Source organism: Agrobacterium larrymoorei, from assembly GCF_005145045.1.
Lineage (GTDB): Bacteria > Pseudomonadota > Alphaproteobacteria > Rhizobiales > Rhizobiaceae > Agrobacterium > Agrobacterium larrymoorei.
Map to the genome: position 1 here is coordinate 2,599,126 of NZ_CP039691.1, position 18,524 is coordinate 2,617,649.

16 protein-coding genes are annotated in these 18,524 nt (G+C 58.2%); 7 read left to right on the forward strand and 9 right to left on the reverse strand.

The window, feature by feature from the left end:
* The first annotated feature begins 16 nt into the window (after positions 1-16).
* Positions 17-262, forward strand: coding sequence for an SMc00767 family acetate metabolism repressor (locus tag CFBP5473_RS12630; protein ID WP_027673844.1), 246 nt, complete (start codon positions 17-19; stop codon positions 260-262).
* A 43-nt stretch (positions 263-305) separates the two neighbouring features.
* Here the strand turns inward: CFBP5473_RS12630 and CFBP5473_RS12635 are convergent, their stop codons facing one another.
* From CFBP5473_RS12635 to CFBP5473_RS12640, 3 genes are all read right to left on the reverse strand, one after another.
* A complete protein-coding gene (locus CFBP5473_RS12635) occupies positions 306-1,178 on the reverse strand; it encodes a LysR family transcriptional regulator (RefSeq protein ID WP_027673843.1) in 873 nt (290 codons plus the stop codon).
* Positions 1,179-1,426: 248 nt separating this feature from the next.
* On the reverse strand, positions 1,427-1,558 hold the full coding sequence (locus CFBP5473_RS25590; RefSeq protein WP_268884792.1) for a hypothetical protein: 132 nt from the start codon (positions 1,556-1,558) through the stop codon (positions 1,427-1,429).
* A 140-nt stretch (positions 1,559-1,698) separates the two neighbouring features.
* The gene (locus CFBP5473_RS12640) at positions 1,699-2,883 is read right to left on the reverse strand and encodes a BaiN/RdsA family NAD(P)/FAD-dependent oxidoreductase (RefSeq protein ID WP_027673841.1); all 1,185 of its coding nucleotides are present in this window, start codon (positions 2,881-2,883) and stop codon (positions 1,699-1,701) included.
* 126 nt (positions 2,884-3,009) lie between these two features.
* Here CFBP5473_RS12640 and CFBP5473_RS12645 point away from each other — a divergent pair, with 126 nt between their 5' ends.
* From CFBP5473_RS12645 to edd, 5 genes are all read left to right on the forward strand, one after another.
* Entirely contained in the window at positions 3,010-4,446 is a 1,437-nt protein-coding gene (locus CFBP5473_RS12645) for a glutamine synthetase family protein (RefSeq protein ID WP_027673840.1), read from the forward strand.
* A 12-nt stretch (positions 4,447-4,458) separates the two neighbouring features.
* On the forward strand, positions 4,459-5,757 hold the full coding sequence (locus CFBP5473_RS12650; RefSeq protein ID WP_027673839.1) for an NAD(P)/FAD-dependent oxidoreductase: 1,299 nt from the start codon (positions 4,459-4,461) through the stop codon (positions 5,755-5,757).
* A gap of 156 nt (positions 5,758-5,913) precedes the next feature.
* Positions 5,914-7,389 (forward strand): glucose-6-phosphate dehydrogenase, encoded by a 1,476-nt coding sequence (gene zwf, locus CFBP5473_RS12655; RefSeq protein ID WP_027673838.1) that lies wholly within the window; start codon positions 5,914-5,916, stop codon positions 7,387-7,389.
* A gap of 11 nt (positions 7,390-7,400) precedes the next feature.
* Positions 7,401-8,099, forward strand: a complete 699-nt coding sequence (gene pgl, locus CFBP5473_RS12660) for a 6-phosphogluconolactonase (RefSeq protein ID WP_027673837.1) — start codon at positions 7,401-7,403, stop codon at positions 8,097-8,099.
* Positions 8,100-8,214: 115 nt separating this feature from the next.
* Positions 8,215-10,032 (forward strand): phosphogluconate dehydratase, encoded by a 1,818-nt coding sequence (edd, locus tag CFBP5473_RS12665; protein ID WP_027673836.1) that lies wholly within the window; start codon positions 8,215-8,217, stop codon positions 10,030-10,032.
* A gap of 83 nt (positions 10,033-10,115) precedes the next feature.
* Here the strand turns inward: edd and CFBP5473_RS12670 are convergent, their stop codons facing one another.
* The 6 genes from CFBP5473_RS12670 to CFBP5473_RS12695 form a co-directional block, all read right to left on the reverse strand.
* Positions 10,116-10,472 (reverse strand): hypothetical protein, encoded by a 357-nt coding sequence (locus tag CFBP5473_RS12670; protein WP_037170703.1) that lies wholly within the window; start codon positions 10,470-10,472, stop codon positions 10,116-10,118.
* 298 nt (positions 10,473-10,770) lie between these two features.
* A complete protein-coding gene (locus CFBP5473_RS12675) occupies positions 10,771-11,859 on the reverse strand; it encodes an ABC transporter ATP-binding protein (RefSeq protein ID WP_027673834.1) in 1,089 nt (362 codons plus the stop codon).
* Positions 11,860-11,880: 21 nt separating this feature from the next.
* Positions 11,881-13,536, reverse strand: a complete 1,656-nt coding sequence (gene bglA / locus CFBP5473_RS12680) for a beta-galactosidase BglA (protein WP_027673833.1) — start codon at positions 13,534-13,536, stop codon at positions 11,881-11,883.
* 36 nt (positions 13,537-13,572) lie between these two features.
* Positions 13,573-14,733, reverse strand: a complete 1,161-nt coding sequence (locus tag CFBP5473_RS12685) for a carbohydrate ABC transporter permease (protein ID WP_027673832.1) — start codon at positions 14,731-14,733, stop codon at positions 13,573-13,575.
* 1 nt (position 14,734) lies between these two features.
* Positions 14,735-15,748, reverse strand: a complete 1,014-nt coding sequence (locus CFBP5473_RS12690; RefSeq protein ID WP_027673831.1) for a carbohydrate ABC transporter permease — start codon at positions 15,746-15,748, stop codon at positions 14,735-14,737.
* A 100-nt stretch (positions 15,749-15,848) separates the two neighbouring features.
* Positions 15,849-17,210, reverse strand: coding sequence for an ABC transporter substrate-binding protein (locus tag CFBP5473_RS12695; protein ID WP_027673830.1), 1,362 nt, complete (start codon positions 17,208-17,210; stop codon positions 15,849-15,851).
* A 291-nt stretch (positions 17,211-17,501) separates the two neighbouring features.
* Here CFBP5473_RS12695 and CFBP5473_RS12700 point away from each other — a divergent pair, with 291 nt between their 5' ends.
* Positions 17,502-18,524: a LacI family DNA-binding transcriptional regulator gene (locus CFBP5473_RS12700; protein WP_027673829.1), complete on the forward strand. Its 1,023-nt coding sequence runs from the start codon at positions 17,502-17,504 to the stop codon at positions 18,522-18,524.

The following is an 18,524-nucleotide window of genomic DNA, read 5'->3' on the forward strand; positions in this document are numbered from 1 at the left end:
ATCGGAGGAAAAGACAATGGCATCGATTTCGAGAGTTAGAGAACGGGCAGAAGAACAATCCTCTGCCATGACGCAGGACCAGCAGGCTGCTATTCGCATGCTGGCCAACGACCTGCACCGCCTCAACCAAGCCGTGATGAACGCCGTGGAAGCAGGCATCTCCGTCGAACTCGTCCGCTCCGCCCGCCACCACGGCGGCGACGGAAACTGGGGCGACCTGCTGATCCCGGTCATTGTGGCGCAGGGGAAGGCGGCTGCGTAAAGCGCTTCCACCAAAGCGACAAGGAGAGGCGCTGGCCGGAAGGCTAGCCTCTGCCCGGACCGCGACCTGCGTAAAGGTCGGAATGCTGCTTGAAAAGCTTGATCATGCGATCCGCCACCGTCCGTATATCGCGGCGGTGGCGGTCCTCATTGTTCATTACCAGCCACTGCTGGTGGCGCAGATCATCGATCTCCACCCCTTCCCGCACCAACCTGCTATCCGCGTCTCCGATGAAGCAGGGCAGAACAGCCGTTCCGGCACCGGATAGGATCAATTCCCGCAGCGCAAAGGGGCGATTGATTGTCACCACGATGTTTTGCGATTTCATTTCGTGCGGCCAACGCAAATAAGCAGAAATCGCATTTTCCTTGTCTACCGCAATCCAGCGATCCGCCACGGATTGAGGCGCATTACGCAAACGATAGGCGGCATAGGCAACGCTGCCTGTCTTGATTGCAGCGAGATTGCGCTCTTCGGGCTCGAATGCCCGGATGCCTATATCGTTTTCACGATGCGCTAGAGTCGCGCGCTGCTCGGCGATGAAGAGATCGATACGGAAGCTATCTCTTTCGCTGCAAATCGCAGAAAAATTCCCCATGATCAGCTGGGCGTTCCATGTGCCGACCGCAATGCGAACAAGCGAACTTGCACCACTGGATTTTCGCCAGCCATCGATGCCGGAAGCAGCGGCTTCCATGGCTTGCAGATTATCCAGCAGCGTCCGGCCATCCACCGTCAGGGCATATCCGGTCTGGCTTCGCACAAAGAGAGATTTGCCAATCTTTTGCTCAAGCTCGAGCATTTTTCGTCCGATGGTCGCCGGACTGAGACCGGACGAAGCCGCAGCGCCCGTGAGCCCTCCCCCACGCACGACATCGAGAAACAGCTGATAGAAATCCCAACTTACGTTTTTCATTATTGAAAAACATAAGGCGATATCGGCGGCAGATAAAGAAAAAATATGCGTTCAGATTAGTGCCTCAAACAGGAGAGGTCACCATGCATGAAATCTACGCGGCGTTCAGTATGATCAAAATTCCGCAGCCGGAAGGACCGCGGGAAAAGCGAGATGCGGAGGAGAAATTTTACGCAGATGCCTGCGCGCCGCAATTTTGCTTGCGCGCTTCAAGAGCGCTTCGAAAGATGAAAAGCTTTTGGAAAAGCTTAAAGCGCGAAGGCCAGCAACGCGGCAACTGCGCCGACTGTAATCAGGCTCAGGCGGAAAGCGAAAACGAGGCTGTCGTCTCGAGTGCGGGCAATGGCGATAGCGCGGGCGCGATTTCTGGACGTGTTCATGAGCGGCTTCCAACGAAAAACATAACCGTTCAATGCCGGGTTACGGCGTCCAGCGAGACCTCATGTTCCAACTCGCGTTGTGCTGGCATAGAGGTCAGCATGACTCGCGCTTCTTAACAAGGTGTTAAGAACTGGAAGTTCTACACAGATTCTCCGGCGGCAAAGCCGGACGCCCATGCCCATTGGAAATTATAACCACCCAACCAGCCCGTCACGTCCACGCATTCGCCGATGAAATACAGGCCGGGCACCGATTTCGCCTGCATGGTTTTCGAGTCTAGATGCGTGGTATCGACACCGCCCAAAGTTACCTCGGCAGTGCGGTATCCTTCCGAGCCGGAGGGTTTGATCTGCCAGTCCTGCGCGCTGGCTGCAAGCGATGCCAGCGCCTTGTCGGAGAGGTCCGCAAGATGGGTGGAGATGCCGGATTGTTCGACCAGATATTGGGCGAGGCGTTTGGGCAGAATATCGCTTAGCGCCGTTTGCGCGGACTGTCTTCCGTTCGCCTTTTTTGCCGCCTTCAACCTTTCGGCAATGTCCAAGTCCGGTTCCAGCTTGAGGCGGATCGCCTCCCCCTCCCGCCAGTAGGACGAGATTTGCAGGATCGACGGGCCGCTCAGACCTCTATGAGTAAAGAGAAGCGCCTCGCGGAAACTCGTCTTGCCGTGCGAGACATCGGCAGGCACCGCGACGCCGGAAAGGGCAGAGAGCTTTTCCAATTGCGCTGGATCCAGCGTCAGCGGCACGAGGCCGGGACGTGGCTCCACCAGCGGCAGGGCGAATTGTTCGGCGATGCGATAGGAAAAGCCGGTGGAACCCATCTTGGGAATGGATTTGCCGCCTGTGGCGAGCACGAGGCTCCCCGCCTCGATAACGCCCTGAGAGGTGCTGACGCGGTAGCCGCCCGTTGCGATGGGTTCGACAGCCGATATCTCGGTTTGAAGCAACAGTTTTGCGCCAGCGGCCTGCATTTCCGCCAGCAACATGCGGATAATGTCCTTGGCGCTATCATCGCAGAAGAGCTGACCAAGCATCTTTTCGTGCCAGGCAATCCTGTGCTTTTCCACCAGATCGAGGAAATCGCGCGGGGTGTATCTGGCAAGCGCGGATTTGGCGAAGTGCGGGTTTTGCGAGAGGTAGTTCTTCGGGCCCGTATGGATGTTGGTGAAATTGCAACGGCCACCGCCGGAAATGCGGATTTTCTCGCCCGGGGCCTTCGCGTGATCCAGAAGAATGACGGAGCGACCGCGCTGACCGGCACGAATGGCGCACATCATGCCAGCGGCACCGGCACCCAGTATCAGCACGTCACATTTTTCCGTCATGGAATTTCCTTAAGTTTGGTCCACTTCCTCTTTTCGAAGTCCGTCTTCTTGTCAATGCGCTTTCCCCTCTCGCCAATTGTCAAAGTCTGACTATTATGGCGTCGATCCAAACAGACACGGTGATTTATGCCCCCCAAGAAAACCATGCTCCGCCCGAAAAAACCGGCAACCATGGCAAAGAAAGTTTCTCCCGACCTCTCCTCCACCCGCGGCGTGTCCACCTGGCGCGACGCGGCGCAATGGCTGAAGGCCCGCGGAATTGAAGATATTGAATGCATTACCCCCGATCTTGCAGGCGTGCCGCGCGGCAAGATGATGCCGACTTCGAAATTCACCGGCGATACGTCGCTGGCCCTGCCCTCGGCTCTCTATCGCCACACGATTTCCGGCGATTATCCCGATGAGACGGCGAATTTCCGCTACGAGCCGCGCGATAGCGATCTGAAGCTGGTACCGGACCTGTCCACGCTCTCCGTCGTTCCGTGGGAAAGCGATCCGACGGCGCAGGTGATTTGCGATGTGGTGGATCAGGGAGGCAAGTTCGTTCCCTACACCCCTCGTAACGTGCTGCGGAACGTGCTTGAGCTTTACAGGGAAAAAGGCTGGAAGCCGGTCGTCGCACCCGAGATAGAATTCTATCTCGTGGCGATGAATGACGACCCGGATTATCCGCTGCATCCGCCGAAAGGCCGTTCCGGTCGCTCCATCGTCGGCGGGCAGAGCTATTCGATTGCCGGCATCAACGAATTCGACGAGCTGATCGACGATATCTACCATTTTTCGGAAAAGCAGGGTCTCGAAATCGATACCCTCATCCATGAAGAAGGTCCGGCGCAGCTGGAAATCAACCTGCGCCACGGCGATCCCATCGAGCTTGCCGATCAGGTGTTCCTGTTCAAGCGCACCATTCGTGAGGCGGCGCTGAAGCACGGCATCTACGCCACCTTCATGGCAAAGCCGATGCAGGGCATGCCGGGTTCCGCCATGCATATCCACCAGTCGGTCATCGATATCGAGACCGGCCAGAACGTGTTTTCCAACAAGGATGGCAGTCCTTCCAAGGAGTTCTTCTCCTTCGTCGGCGGCATGCAGCGTTATGTGCCGAATGCGCTGGTGATGCTGGCGCCTTACGTGAACTCCTATCGCCGCCTGACGCCGGATATGGCATGCCCGGTCAACAACGCCTGGGGTTACGACAACCGCACGACCGCCTTCCGTGTGCCGATTTCCGGCCCGCAGGCGCGGCGTGTGGAAAACCGTCTGCCGAGTTCGGATGCCAATCCCTATCTGGCGCTTGCCGCATCGCTCGGCTGCGGCTGGCTTGGCATCATGAACAATATCGAGCCGACCGAGCCGACCTATGAAACGGCGAACGAAGGCTCTATCGAGCTTCCGCGCGGGCTTCTCGAAGCCGTGGCGCTGCTGGAAGGCGAGCAACAGTTCGAGCGTGTCTTCGGCAATGAATTCGTGGGCCTTTATGCTGGCCTGAAACGCGGCGAATTCGAAACCTTCATGCAGGTCATCAGCCCGTGGGAGCGCGAGTTCCTGCTGCTGAACGTATAAGGCAAGATCAAAATGGCATGGCAAAGCCCGATATCTCCGGGCATCTCCTGGTATGAGGCAACGGTTCCGGAAAGGCCGGGCTATGCGGCCATGGACGGATCGCGCGTCAGCAATGTCGCCATCATCGGCGGCGGCTTTACCGGGCTTCAGGCGGCGTACAATCTGGCCAAGGCTGGCGTTTCGGTCACCCTTATCGAAGCGCATCGCTTCGGAGACGGCGCCTCCGGTCGCAATGGCGGGCAGTTCGGCACCGGCCAGCGTGCCTGGCCGGATGAGCTCGAGGATCAGATCGGCTTCGAACGGTCGAAGGCGCTGTTCGATATTGCGGAAAGCGCCAAGCATTATGTGCTGGATTTCGCCCGCGACAACGACATCGACATCGACATCGACATGGACTTCCTGCCCGGCCAGTTGAACGTCTCCCACAAACAGGCCTATGCGAAGGATTATCGCCGAAGCGTGGAGGCCATGGCCGGTCGCTATGGCTACAGCCATGTTACATTTATGGAAAAGGCGGAAACGGCAGAACGGCTTGGCTCCAACCATTATTATTGCGGCGTGCGTGACACGGGCACCGGCCACATCCACCCGCTGAAACTGCTGGTAGGTTTGGCCAAGGCCGCCAAGGCGGCAGGAGCCTATATTTTCGAGAAGACACCCGCCAAGGCAATCCGGCAGGCCGGCGGGAAGACGGTAATCGAAACCGCAGCCGGCACGATTACCGCCGACCGGGTGCTGATTGCCACCAACGCCCATATCGATGGTCTGGAGCCGGTAACGGCTGCCCATATCATGCCGATCCGTTCTTTCATCGGTGCGACAGAGCCGCTCGACAGATTTCCAAACGTCATTCCCGGAAAGGAAGCGGTGGCGGATTCGCGTTTCGTGGTGCGTTATTTCCGCAAGACGAAGGATAACCGCCTGCTTTTCGGTGGGCGCGAGGCTTACACGGCGGATTCACCGCGCGATATCTCGAAGCACATCCGCAAGCAGATCGCCGAGATTTATCCCGAGCTTGGCGACGTGCAGATGACCCATGCCTGGGGCGGGTCTGTCGGTATCACCATGTCCCGCCAGCCATTCGTGCGCGAGGTCATGCCGGGCGTGCTTTCCATCGGCGGCTATTCCGGCCACGGCGTCATGCTCGCCAATTATTGCGGCAAGCTTTTTGCCGAAATGGTGGTGAACCGGGACAGGGCGCTCGAGCAGTTTTCCGCGCTGGATGTTCCCTCTTTCCCGGGCGGTGCATCCTTGCGCGCGCCTCTCCTTTTTCTTGCGCTGTCATGGTATGCACTGCGCGACAGGTTTTAAAGTTCAAGGATAGGAATGCAGACATAGAAGCCCCGCTTCTGATGAGCATAAACAAGACTTTACCAGCAAAAACGATAATTCCGCATAACAAGTCTGGCATTTTTAAATCGATTAGATTATGGATGCCCCCAACCCTGAGAGATCGAGAGAATCGGTATGAGCAGTCAAATCATTCCAGTCGAGCCCTTTGATTGCGTCGTCTTCGGCGGCACTGGCGATCTGGCCGAGCGCAAGCTTTTGCCAGCACTTTACCACCGTCAGGTGGAGAACCAGCTGTCCGAACCGACGCGCATCATCGGCGCATCCCGCTCGGTTATGAGCCATGACGAATACCGCAAATTCGCTCAGGACGCGCTGAAGGAGCATCTGAAATCCGGTGAATATGACGAGGAGCAGGTCCAGAAATTCTGCCAGCGCCTCTTCTATATTCCGGTCGATGCCAAGTCCGACAATGGCTGGGACAAGCTGAAGAAGCTTCTGGACGAAGGCAAGGACCGCATCCGCGCCTTTTATCTTGCTGTTGCACCGGCCATCTTCGGAGATATCGCCTCCAAGATTCGTGATCACAAGCTGATCACCAAATCCACGCGCATCGTGGTGGAAAAGCCAATCGGTCGCGATCTGGCGTCTGCGCTGGAGCTCAACGACACGCTGGGCAATGTCTTCAAGGAAGAGCAGATCTTCCGCATCGACCATTATCTCGGCAAGGAAACGGTTCAGAACCTCATGGTTCTGCGCTTTGCCAACGCGCTTTACGAGCCGCTGTGGAACTCCGCCCATATCGACCACGTACAGATCACCGTTGCCGAGTCCGTCGGCCTTGAAGGTCGCGCCGGGTATTACGACACGGCGGGCGCGTTGCGCGACATGGTTCAGAACCATATTCTTCAGCTGCTTTGCCTCGTCGCAATGGAGCCGCCCTCTTCCATGGAAGCGGAAGCCGTTCGCGATGAAAAGCTGAAGGTTCTGCGCGCGTTAAAGCCGATCAATGACAGCAACGTGGAAAAGAACACCGTGCGCGGCCAGTATCGTGCCGGTGCTTCCGCAGGCGGTCCGGTCAAGGGTTATCTGGAAGAGCTGGAAGGCGGCGTTTCCAACACCGAAACCTTCGTCGCGATCAAGGCGGAAATCGCCAACTGGCGCTGGGCGGGTGTGCCCTTCTACATCCGCACGGGCAAGCGTCTGGCAACCCGCGTTTCGGAAATCGTCGTCACCTTCAAGCAAATCCCGCATTCGATCTTTGACGATGCCGCTGGCAAGGTAGAGGCCAACAAGCTGGTCATCCGCTTGCAGCCGGATGAAGGCGTGAAGCAGTCTCTGCTGATCAAGGATCCAGGTCCGGGCGGCATGCGCCTGCGTCAGGTCTCGCTCGACATGAGCTTCGCCCAGGCCTTCAACGTGCGCAACCCGGATGCTTACGAGCGCCTGCTGATGGACACCATCCGCTCCAACCAGACGCTGTTCATGCGCCGCGACGAGGTGGAGGCGGCATGGAAGTGGGTCGACCCGATCCTGAAAAGCTGGGAGGCCGTTGGTCAGGGCGTGCAGGGCTACACATCCGGCACCTGGGGTCCAAGCGGTGCGATTGCGCTGATCGAGCGTGATGGCCGCACCTGGCACGATGCAGATTGAGGGTGACACGGATGGAACCTCAAATGCACGTCTTCAACAATGGCCCTGAACTGGCGGAAAAGCTCGCCGCTGATGTTGCCGAACGGCTGAAAGCCGCCATCGAAGAGCGTGGGGCGGCAAGCATTGCCGTTTCCGGCGGCTCCACGCCGAAGCTGTTTTTTCAGGCTCTCTCCAGGCATTCGCTGGAATGGCCTCAGGTCAGCGTGACGCTGGTGGATGAACGTTTCGTGCCTGCCGATAGCGACCGCTCCAACCACAAGCTGGTTGCCGACAACCTGTTGCAGAACGAGGCCAAGGCCGCCTATTTCGTGCCGCTTTACCAGTCCGCAGCCTCTCCCGAAGATGCAGCCACGCTGGCAACGGCGAAGACAGCCGATATTTGCGATCCTTTCGATATCGTCATTCTGGGCATGGGAACGGATGGTCACACGGCCTCGTTCTTTCCGGGCGGCGACAATCTCGAAGAAGCGCTCGATCTCGATGAGCCGCGCTCGGTTCTGCCTATGGAAGCCGAGGGCGCGGGCGAAGAGCGTCTGACCTTCAATCTTTCCGCCCTGCACGATGCCAGCTTTCTTGTGCTGCATATCGAAGGTGCGGCGAAGAAGGAAACGCTGGAAAAGGCACAGTCCGATCTCGATGAGGACGAGATGCCGATCCGCTCGGTGCTGAACAGGGCGGATTCGACCGTCAATATCTACTGGGCGCCATAAGCTCCGCAATTTGGCGGAAGCGGCGTTCGGCCCACAATTGAAACGAGATCGTCGGCCTTCAGGCATTCCCAAGTGCTAAAGGCCGACGTTCCAACGAAAGACAGGATGAACGCACATGGCTGCCGATTCACGTATTCAGGCTATCACCGCCCGTATCGTTGAACGTTCGAAACCCTATCGCGAGACGTATCTCGAAAGGCTTCGATTGCAGGTTTCCAAGGGCGTTTACCGGTCAACACTTTCCTGCGGCAACCTTGCCCATGGATTTGCGGTCTGTTCCCCCGCCGACAAGGATCTCCTTGCCGGCGACCGGGTTCCCAATCTCGGCATCGTCACCGCCTATAACGACATGCTCTCGGCGCACCAGCCTTACGAGACCTTCCCCGCCATCATCCGCGATGCAGCGAAGCAAGCGGGCGGCATTGCGCAGGTCGCTGGCGCGGTTCCAGCCATGTGCGATGGCGTGACGCAGGGCCAGCCGGGCATGGAGCTTTCGCTCTTCTCTCGCGATGCCATCGCCATGGCGGCGGGTATCGGCCTTTCTCACAACATGTTCGATGCTGCGGTCTATCTCGGCGTCTGCGACAAGATCGTGCCCGGCCTCGTCATTGCCGCGCTCTCCTTCGGCCATCTGCCTGCTGTCTTCATTCCTGCCGGTCCGATGACATCCGGTCTGCCCAACGACGAGAAGTCGCGTATCCGCCAGCTTTATGCCGAAGGCAAGGTCGGTCGTGCGGAGCTGCTGGAAGCGGAATCCAAGTCCTATCACGGCCCCGGCACCTGCACATTCTACGGCACGGCCAACTCCAATCAGATGCTGATGGAGATCATGGGCTTCCACATGCCCGGCTCCTCCTTCATCAACCCGAACACGCCGCTGCGCGATGCGCTCACCCGCGAGGCGACGAAGCGGGCGCTGGCGATCACGGCGCAAGGCAACGAGTTTACGCCTGCCGGTGAGATGATCGATGAACGCTCCGTGGTCAACGGCGTGGTCGGTCTGCACGCAACGGGCGGCTCAACGAACCACACCATGCACCTCATCGCCATGGCGCGGGCGGCTGGCATCATCCTCACATGGCAGGATATTTCCGATCTTTCGGACACCGTGCCGCTTCTGGCGCGGGTCTATCCGAACGGTCTGGCCGATGTGAACCACTTCCATGCCGCAGGCGGCATGGGCTTTCTCATCAAGCAGCTGCTCAAGCATGGCTTCGTCCATGACGACGTTCGCACGGTCTTCGGCCATGGGCTCGAAGCCTATACGATCGACGCCAAACTCGGCGACGACGGCGCTATTCTGCGCGAGGCATCGCCTGAAGAGAGCCATGACCCTAAAGTTCTTGCCCGCATCGAAACCCCGTTCCAGCCAACCGGCGGCTTGAAGATGCTGACCGGTAATATCGGCAAGTCGGTCATCAAGATTTCCGCCGTCAAGCCGGAACGCCACATCATCGAAGCCCCTGCCATCGTCTTCAACGATCAGCAGGAACTTCAGGATGCCTTCAAGGATGGCAAGCTGAACCGCGACTTCATCGCCGTAGTTCGCTTCCAGGGCCCGAAGGCCAACGGCATGCCGGAACTGCACCGCCTGACGCCTCCGCTCGGCGTGCTTCAGGACCGCGGCTTCAAGGTCGCGCTCGTGACCGATGGCCGCATGTCCGGCGCGTCCGGCAAAGTGCCCGCCGCCATCCACGTCACGCCGGAAGCCTCCGATTGCGGCCCCATCTCGCTCATCCGCGACGGCGATATCATCCGGCTCGATGCGGTTTCCGGTACGTTGGAAGTGCTGGTGTCGGCAGCGGAGCTTGCCAAGCGCGAGCCGGCGCGTGCCGATCTTTCCGGCAATGAATGGGGCATGGGCCGAGAACTCTTCGCCACCTTCCGCCGCAATGCCGGTCCAGCCGATCAGGGCGCCAGCGTTTTCCACTGAGTACGGTTTTCCAGCTTCAGGCGCTTATGAAAAAGCCCGCGTTTCCTTCGAAACGCGGGCTTTTCAAATTCGACCAGATGTCCTTACCAGGACTTGATGCTGAGCGTGCGATCCCGGTGGTTGGGATGGGTGCTGAACACGAAAATGCGGTCCATTTCCTTCTGGTTCAGAAGGCGCAGGAAGCGCACCTGAATGGTGTTGTTCGCATTCACCTTCATCAGCACACAGCCGATCTTGTTGATACGGGCGTCGGGAATATCGAGGTAGAACTGGCCGGGCAGATTATACTGCGTCATCAGGGCAAGTATGGCTTCCGACTGGGAAATCTTCACGACGTCACAGCGGCGGGCCGCCATGTTCATGACGGCCTTCTCGGTATATTCGATACGGCCAGCATTCATCGTGTCTTCCATCTTGAACCGCCCTTCGCGGTCATACATGAAAGATTCTTCCTTGCTCATATAACTTGGTTTGCCAATATTTGCCCGCGCGTTCACGGCTGTATCCTTTTCTACGTCTTTGAAGAGAAGACTACGGCAGAACAGATTAACAATTTCTGTCGTCGTTTCGATATGAAACACATGCGACAACTAGCTGTGGAAAGTGCAACAAGCCCTTCGAACGCTCGACACTTCCCTATCTAAACGCCTGAGATGACATATTTTTTAATGAATGACAGTTTTATGAGAAGCTGGAACGGCTTTGAATCATAGTTAAAAAGCCGTTCCGAATGGCGCTTTAGCGGCGATAAGTCTGCCCTTGCGCATCAAAGAGATGCAACTTTTCCGAGGGTGCGGAGAAGCGCAGAACCTGACCTTTTTTGGCCGGAGCAATTCCCGGTATTTTGACGATGATCGGCTCCTGCCCCTCCGGCGCTTCGAGATAGAGAAGCGTGACTTCGCCAAGCGCCTCGACAATCGAAACCTTGCCTTCGAAAAGGTAGTCGTCGCCCTCTGCAATGGCCAGATCTTCCGGGCGGACACCGAAGGACGCGCTTTTTCCGACCTCGGCGGAAGTAGTCGGAATGTTGACCGACAGCGTCTTTCCACCGGCAAGCTCAAGCGTCGTCGTCTCGCCAGCCGCCTTTACCGTTGCCGCGATGATGTTCATCGCAGGCGAGCCGATGAAGCGGGCGACGAAAAGGTTTGCCGGGTTTTCATAAAGCTCCAGCGGTTCGCCCACCTGCTCCACGCGCCCGCCATTCAGTACGACGATGCGGTCCGCCAGCGTCATGGCTTCCACCTGATCGTGCGTGACGTAGATCATGGTCGTATCGGCCATCTTCTCGCTGAGCTTGGCGATCTCGATACGCGTTGCGACACGCAGGGCAGCATCGAGGTTGGACAGCGGCTCATCGAAGAGGAAGACCTTCGGATTGCGGCAGATGGCGCGACCGATGGCGACACGCTGGCGCTGGCCGCCCGACAGCGCCTTCGGCAGACGCTCCAGATATTGCGTCAGCTGCAGGATTTCGGCAGCGGCACGCACGCGCCGGTCGATCTCCTGTTTGCTTTCCTTGGCGATCTTCATGCCGAAGGCCATGTTGTCGTAGACCGTCATATGCGGGTAAAGCGCGTAGGACTGGAACACCATGGCAATGCCGCGACGCGATGGCGGGATTTCATTCACCAGCTGGCCATCGATATACATCTCACCGCCGGAAATTTCCTCCAGTCCGGCGATCATTCTCAGCAGGGTGGATTTTCCGCAGCCCGATGGGCCAACGAAAACGATGAACTCGCCCTGCTTTATATCGAGGTCGATGCCGTGCAGGACCTTCACCTGACCGTAGGCTTTGCGGATGTCCTTTAGAATAAGGCCAGTCATGCGGTGTTCCTCCCTGTCGATTTACGCGTGGCGGGCGAAGAATGCGCCCCATGCCGGAAGTTCAACTGTGTTGCCGTTCAATTCTGCACCGAAGCCGTGCCCTTCGAGCACCTCCCACTGGCCCTCCGGCAGTTCGGCCTTTGCAGGCACCGCCGAGAGATTGAACAGGCAAAGGATCGTCTCGTTACCCAAGATGCGACTGTAGCTCGAAACCGTCGCATCGGCCTCATGGAACTCGATCTTGCCCTTGGCGAAGGCCGGATGCTGCTTTCTGAATGAAAGGAAGCGGCGATAATGTTCCAGAACCGACGCCTCGTTGCCCTGCTGAGCGCTGACGGCGCGCATCTTGTGTTCGGTTGGGATCGGCAGCCAGGTCTTGTCCGATGTGGAGAAACCGGCCTGTGCATGGCCTGCATCCCACACCATCGGCGTGCGGCAACCATCGCGGCCCTTGAATTCCGGCCAGAACTGAATGCCGTATGGGTCCTGCAGATGCTCGAAATCGATCTCCGCTTCCGTCAGGCCAAGCTCCTCGCCCTCATAGATGCAGACCGAACCGCGCTGGGTCATCAGCAATGCGGCGAGAACCTTGGCGAAGGCATCCTTGTCATCGACGATCTCACCCCAGCGGCTGACGTGGCGCACGACATCATGGTTGGAAAACGCCCAGCAGGCCCAGCCCTCAGGCGCAGCCTGCGCAAATGCTGCCTGAACATCCGAGATGCGCTGAGGCGTCAGCGCGTCCGGTGCCAGGAATTCGAAGGCGTAGCACATCTGCATCTTGTCGTCGCCGGAGGTGTATTCACCGACGATTTCCAGACCGCGCTGGCTGTCACCCACTTCACCCACCGCTGCGATATCTGGGAACTCGTCCAGCACGGCGCGGAAGCGCTTGAGGAATTCGAGATTTTCCGGGCGGTTCTTGTCGTAGATATGCTCCTGGAAATTATAGGGGTTAACCGCTGGCGCGGTCGAGGCGTTACGCCGCTCCGGCGCAAGGGCCGGGTTATCGCGCAGTTGCTCGTCGTGGAAATAGAAGTTGATCGTATCGAGGCGGAAGCCATCGACGCCGCGCTTCAACCAGAAGCGGGTGATGTTCAGCAGCTCTTCCTGCACGTCCGGGTTATGCAGATTGAGATCCGGCTGCGAGGTGAGGAAGTTGTGCATGTAATATTGCATGCGGGTCGGGTCCCACTGCCAGCCGGCACCGCCGAAGATGGACAGCCAGTTGTTGGGCGGCGTGCCATCCGGCTTGCCATCGCTCCATACATACCAGTCCGACTTCGGGTTCTGGCGGCTGGAGCGGCTTTCCACGAACCATGGATGCTGATCCGACGTGTGCGAAAGAACGAGGTCGATCATCACCCGGATGCCGAGGCGATGGGCTTCCGCGATCAGCCCGTCGAAATCGGCGAGCGTGCCGAACATTGGATCGACATCGACATAGTTGGACACGTCGTATCCGAAATCCTTCATCGGCGAAGTAAAGAAGGGCGAAATCCAGATGGCGTCCGCACCGAGATTGGCGATGTGCTCAAGGCGCGATGTGATGCCCTTCAGGTCGCCGATACCATCGCCATTGGAGTCCTGATAAGAGCGCGGGTAGATCTGATAGATGACGGCGCCGCGCCACCAGTCCTTGTCTGCCTTAAGAGCGGAGGAAACACTATCAGTCATCGCAGTATCCTGTTGGGTATGAGCATTCATGATCGATCAGCCTCCCTTGACGGAGCCTGCCAGCAGGCCGCGCACAAGGTAACGTTGGAGCGCAAAGAAGACGCAAAGCGGCACGACGATGGTGACGAAGGCCGATGCGGTGAGGATTTCCCAATTGCCGCCGCGCGAACCGAGTAGAGCGTTCAGCGCACCCGTCAGCACCAGCTCATCCTTCTGCGTGCCGAGGAAGACCATGGCGACGAGCAGGTCGTTCCATGTCCAGAGAAACTGGAAGATGGCGAAGGAAGCGAGCGCGGGGAAGGATAGCGGCAGGATGATCTTGACGAAGATTTCGAAATCGCTCGCGCCATCGACCCGCGCGCTCTCGATGATTTCCTTCGGCAGACCGGAAATGTAGTTGCGAAGCAGGTAGATGGCGAGCGGCAGGCCAAAGGCTGTATGCGCAAGCCAGATACCGGCATAGGTTTTGGAAGGCACGCCGAAGACATTGCCGATCCAGTTATAAAGCTGAAGCAGCGGAATGAGCGACATCTGCAACGGTACGACGATGAGGCCGACGATCAGCGCAATCATCAGCGAGCGTCCGCTGAATTTCATCCACGAAAGCGCATAAGCCGCAAAGGCCGCAATCAGGATCGGAATGATCGTGGCGGGGATTGCCACCGTCAGAGAGTTGACGAAGGATTGGCCGATGCCCTCCGACATCAGGACGGTGCGGTAATTGTCCAGCGTAAAGATCGGCGGTGTTGCGACCGCCACATAGACGCGCTTGGCGCGCGAGCCTTCGAAGCTTGCATTCTTGCTGTACTGATAGCTGCCGTCCTTGTTGACGAGCAGCGTTTCGCCATCGCCAATATCGGCGGCTTCGCCAGCGTTGAAGGCGGTAGGCTCCTGCACGCGCACACCGAAGGCGGAGACATTGCCGCTCTTGCCTTCTCCGAAGACGTTGCCTGCGATGACGAAGCGGTCGCCCTGCTGCGTCTGGGTGGAAGGATCGCCGAGGCGCAAGGCTTCCGTCTGGCTGGAACTGGAGAAGGCCGTCCACCAGCCTGAAACGGTGATCTGATCCTTGTCCCGCAGCGAGCTGACGAGAATGCCAAGCGTCGGCAAAAGCCAGAGGATGACGACGAAAAGCACGCTGACATGGACGATGAGGCGCGGCAGGCCGATGCGGCGGATGCGGGTCATTAAGCTCATATCAACGGCCCTCCATCTCGCGGTTTGCCTGGCGAATGTTCCAGATCATGATCGGCGTAACGGCGGCCATGATGATGAGCGCGATAACCGCACTTCGCCCGCTATCCCCGCCGCCACGGAACATCCAGTCGAACATCAGGTTCGCCAGAACCATGGTGTTCCACTGGCCGTTGGTCATGGTCAGCACGATATCGAAGACCTTCAGAACCAGAATGGTGATCGTCGTCCAGACCACGGCGATGGTGCCCCAGATTTGCGGAACGAGGATTTTCCAGAAAATCTGCCAGCCATTGGCGCCATCGATGACGGCGGCTTCAACCGTCTCTTCCGGTATGCCGCGAAGCGCCGCAGACAGGATGACCATGGCAAAGCCTGTCTGGATCCAGATGAGGATGACCATGAGGAAGAAGTTGTTCCAGAAAGGCATCGAAATCCACACCTGCGGCGTGCCGCCGAAGAATTCCACCAACGCGTTCAGAAGACCGATCTGCGTCTGCCCCTCGCCGCGATATTCATAAATGAACTTCCAGATGACCGACGCGCCGACGAACGAGATCGCCATCGGCATGAAGACGATGGATTTGGCGATATTGCCCCACCAGATACGGTCGGTCATGACCGCGATGACGAGGCCGAGGAAGGTGCATGCGGCGGGCACGACGGCGAGCCAGAGGATGTTGTTGAAGATCGATTGACGGAAACCGGCATCATATAAGGCCCAGCGGTAATTGGCGAGGCCGACGGGGTTCGTGCCGGTTCGGTCATAGAAGGAGAGGATGAAGGTCGCGATGACCGGATAGACCAGATAGACGGCAAGCAGCAGCAGTGCCGGGCCGACGAACAACCACGGGCGCACGGCGGCGCGCTTGTTGAGATTGCGCGACGCATGAATGACATCGCCATCCCTGACGGGAAAAATGAACTGAAGAGCCTTATCCGACAGCCAGTAATATGCGGCGCAGGCAAAGACGCCGACGATGACGACGCCCAGTGCAGACACGATCTGAGTGATCATCACTCCCTCCCCGATCTTTCTTTATCTTCCGGCACTATTCCCCGCCGGTCATGTCGAAGGAAATGCCCGGCAACCTGAATTGCCGGGCCAGATCAAAGAGTTATTTCAGGCCGTCCCAGGCCTTCTGGATATCGTTCGCAACCTGATCGGCAGATTTGCCGCCCACGAAATCGACCATGCCCGTCCAGAATGCACCGGCGCCGATCTTGCCCGGCATGAGGTCCGAACCGTCGAAGCCGAAGGTGGTGGCGGTGGTGAGGATTTCACCCTGACGCTTCATCTGCTCGTTGGCGTAGGTATCCGTATTCACACCCTTGTAAGGCGTGAGGAAGCTGGACTGCGCCATCCAGACTTCATGCGCAATCGGCGTCTTCAGGAATTCGACGAAAGCCTTGGCAGCAGGCGAATCCTTGGTGATGGTGACGAGCGTTCCGGCACCGAGAACGGGCTTTCCGAGATCGGGCTTGGAGGCGTAGGTCGGCATGTAGAAGAAATCGACATCCGTGCCGACCTTGGTGCCTTCCGGGAAGAAGGACGGAACGAAGGATGCCTGATGGTGCAGGTAGCACTTCGGCGGAATGTCGAAGAGGCCCTTCGGGCTATCGCGGAAGTCGGTGGAGGCAACCGCGGCCACGCCGCCACTCACATATTTGTCGTTCTTGGCAAATTTGCCGAATTCATCGATAGCCGCAACAACGCGCGGATCGTTGAACTTCACCTCGTTCGTCGTCCATTTCTGGTAGATGTCGAGCGGCTGGGTGCGCAGCATGATGTCTTCCACCCAGTCTGTCGCAGGCCAGCCCGTGGCGCCGCCTGAACCGAGACCGATACACCAAGGCGTGCCGCCATCAGCCACGATCTGATCGGAAAGCTTGATCAGGTCTTCCATGGTTTCCGGCACTTTGTAACCGGCTTCCTCGAAGTTTTCCGGCACGTACCAGACCAGCGACTTCACGTCGGCCTTGAACGGGAATGCGAAGTAGGCCTTGTTGCCATCCTTGTTCTTATAGGAACCGAGATCGACCCAGGACTGACCGGCACCGTAATTGTCCTTCACCCAATTGGCGGTCTCATCGCCCAGCGGAACCAGAAGTCCCTTGGCCGCGAGATCGGCAAGAAGGCCCGGCTGCGGCAGGATCGCGACATTCGGCGGAGAGCCTGCCTGCGTGTCGATAACGATCTGCTGCTCGTAATTTTCAGAGGAGGAATAGCGGACATTGACGCCGGTCGCGTCACCGAAATAGGCGAGAACCGTCTGGAACAGCGCCTCGTCCTCACCGCGCCATGGCCCGAAGATGGTCAGGGTCTGGCCTTTCAGGCTGGCATTGGCCGTCTTGAAGTCTTCATAGCTCTTCCAGTTGAATTTGCTGTCTTCACCCGGCTTGAATTTCAGCTCTGCTGCGAATGAACCGCCCGCAAGGAGCGTGGCAATAGCGACTGTCGTCAAGAATGTCTTTTTCATGTGATCTACCTCCCACCACAGAACAAGGCTTGGCCTTTGCAATTTCATAATTCAAAGCGCTTTGGCTGGCTATTCATCTCATTGAGGATCAAAGAGAGTCAAGTGCCTTCATCAACTACAACCGAATCTGCTTTGTTCCGCGTTGCAAAACAAATTATTTGCACTGCAGCGAGCATTTTCAGATTGTGGCGCTGATGGACAATTGATAGCGTTCAAAGCGGTTTGGGAACGGTGGAGGAGCCGTTTCGATCTCAGACGATATTCAGAATGACATTGGGAGGAGGCTGCGACGTGAATCTGAAGCAATTATCGCAGTTACTCGGCATTTCGCAGACGACCATCAGCCGTGCCCTGAACGGCTATCCGGAAGTGAACGCGGAAACACGAAAGAAGATCATCGAAGCCGCGCAACGCACCGGCTATCGCCCCAATGCTGCCGCCCAGCGGCTTGCGACCGGCAAGGTCGGCTCCATCGGCCTCGTCATGCCGACCGGCCCTGAACATCAATCGGATGTACATTTCGGAGAGTTCTTGAGCGGGCTTGGCGAGGTTTCGGCACGCGAGGGCTTCCATCTGGTGATCATGCCCACCGACCCCAAGGACGAGGAGAGCGCGCTCAAAGAACTGGCCGCAAGCGGGCGCGTGGACGGCATTTATCTTGCCTATATGAAGAAAAACGACAGCCGCATCGCGATGATGAAGAGCCTGTCCATTCCCTTCATGGTGCATGGCCGCTCCTGGGGCGTGGAGCCGGATTACCCCTTTCTCGATGTGGACAATGAAGGCGCGTTTCACGATGCCGCGTCGCTGTTGCTACAGCTTGGCCATCAGAACATCGCGCTTTTAAACGGACCGGAGGGCTACGACTTCACCTTCAGGCGCTATCGCGGCGTGGAATCGGCACTCGCCGAACAGGGCCATTCGCTCGATCCAGACAATGTCAGCCACAGTGTGATGACGGATGAGGCCGGGTTCCTCACGATGGAGCGGCTGCTCGACCAGCCAAAGAAGCCGACCGCCGTGCTTTGCGCCTCGACTGCATTGGCACTGGGGGCGATACGCTCACTCAACCAGCGGGGCCTGAGGCCCGGTCGCGATATTTCGCTGATTGCCCATGACGACGTTTTGCCGCTGCTCAAGCCCGTGAATTTTTCCGTGCCGCTGACGACGACGCGGTCATCGCTGCGGGCAGCGGGATTGCGCGTCGCCGAACGGTTGATCGCGCAGATCAAGACCGGGCAGACGGACCCTTTTCAGGAATTGTGGAACGCCGAACTCGTGGTGCGCGCATCGACCGGCCCCGCACCACGCTGA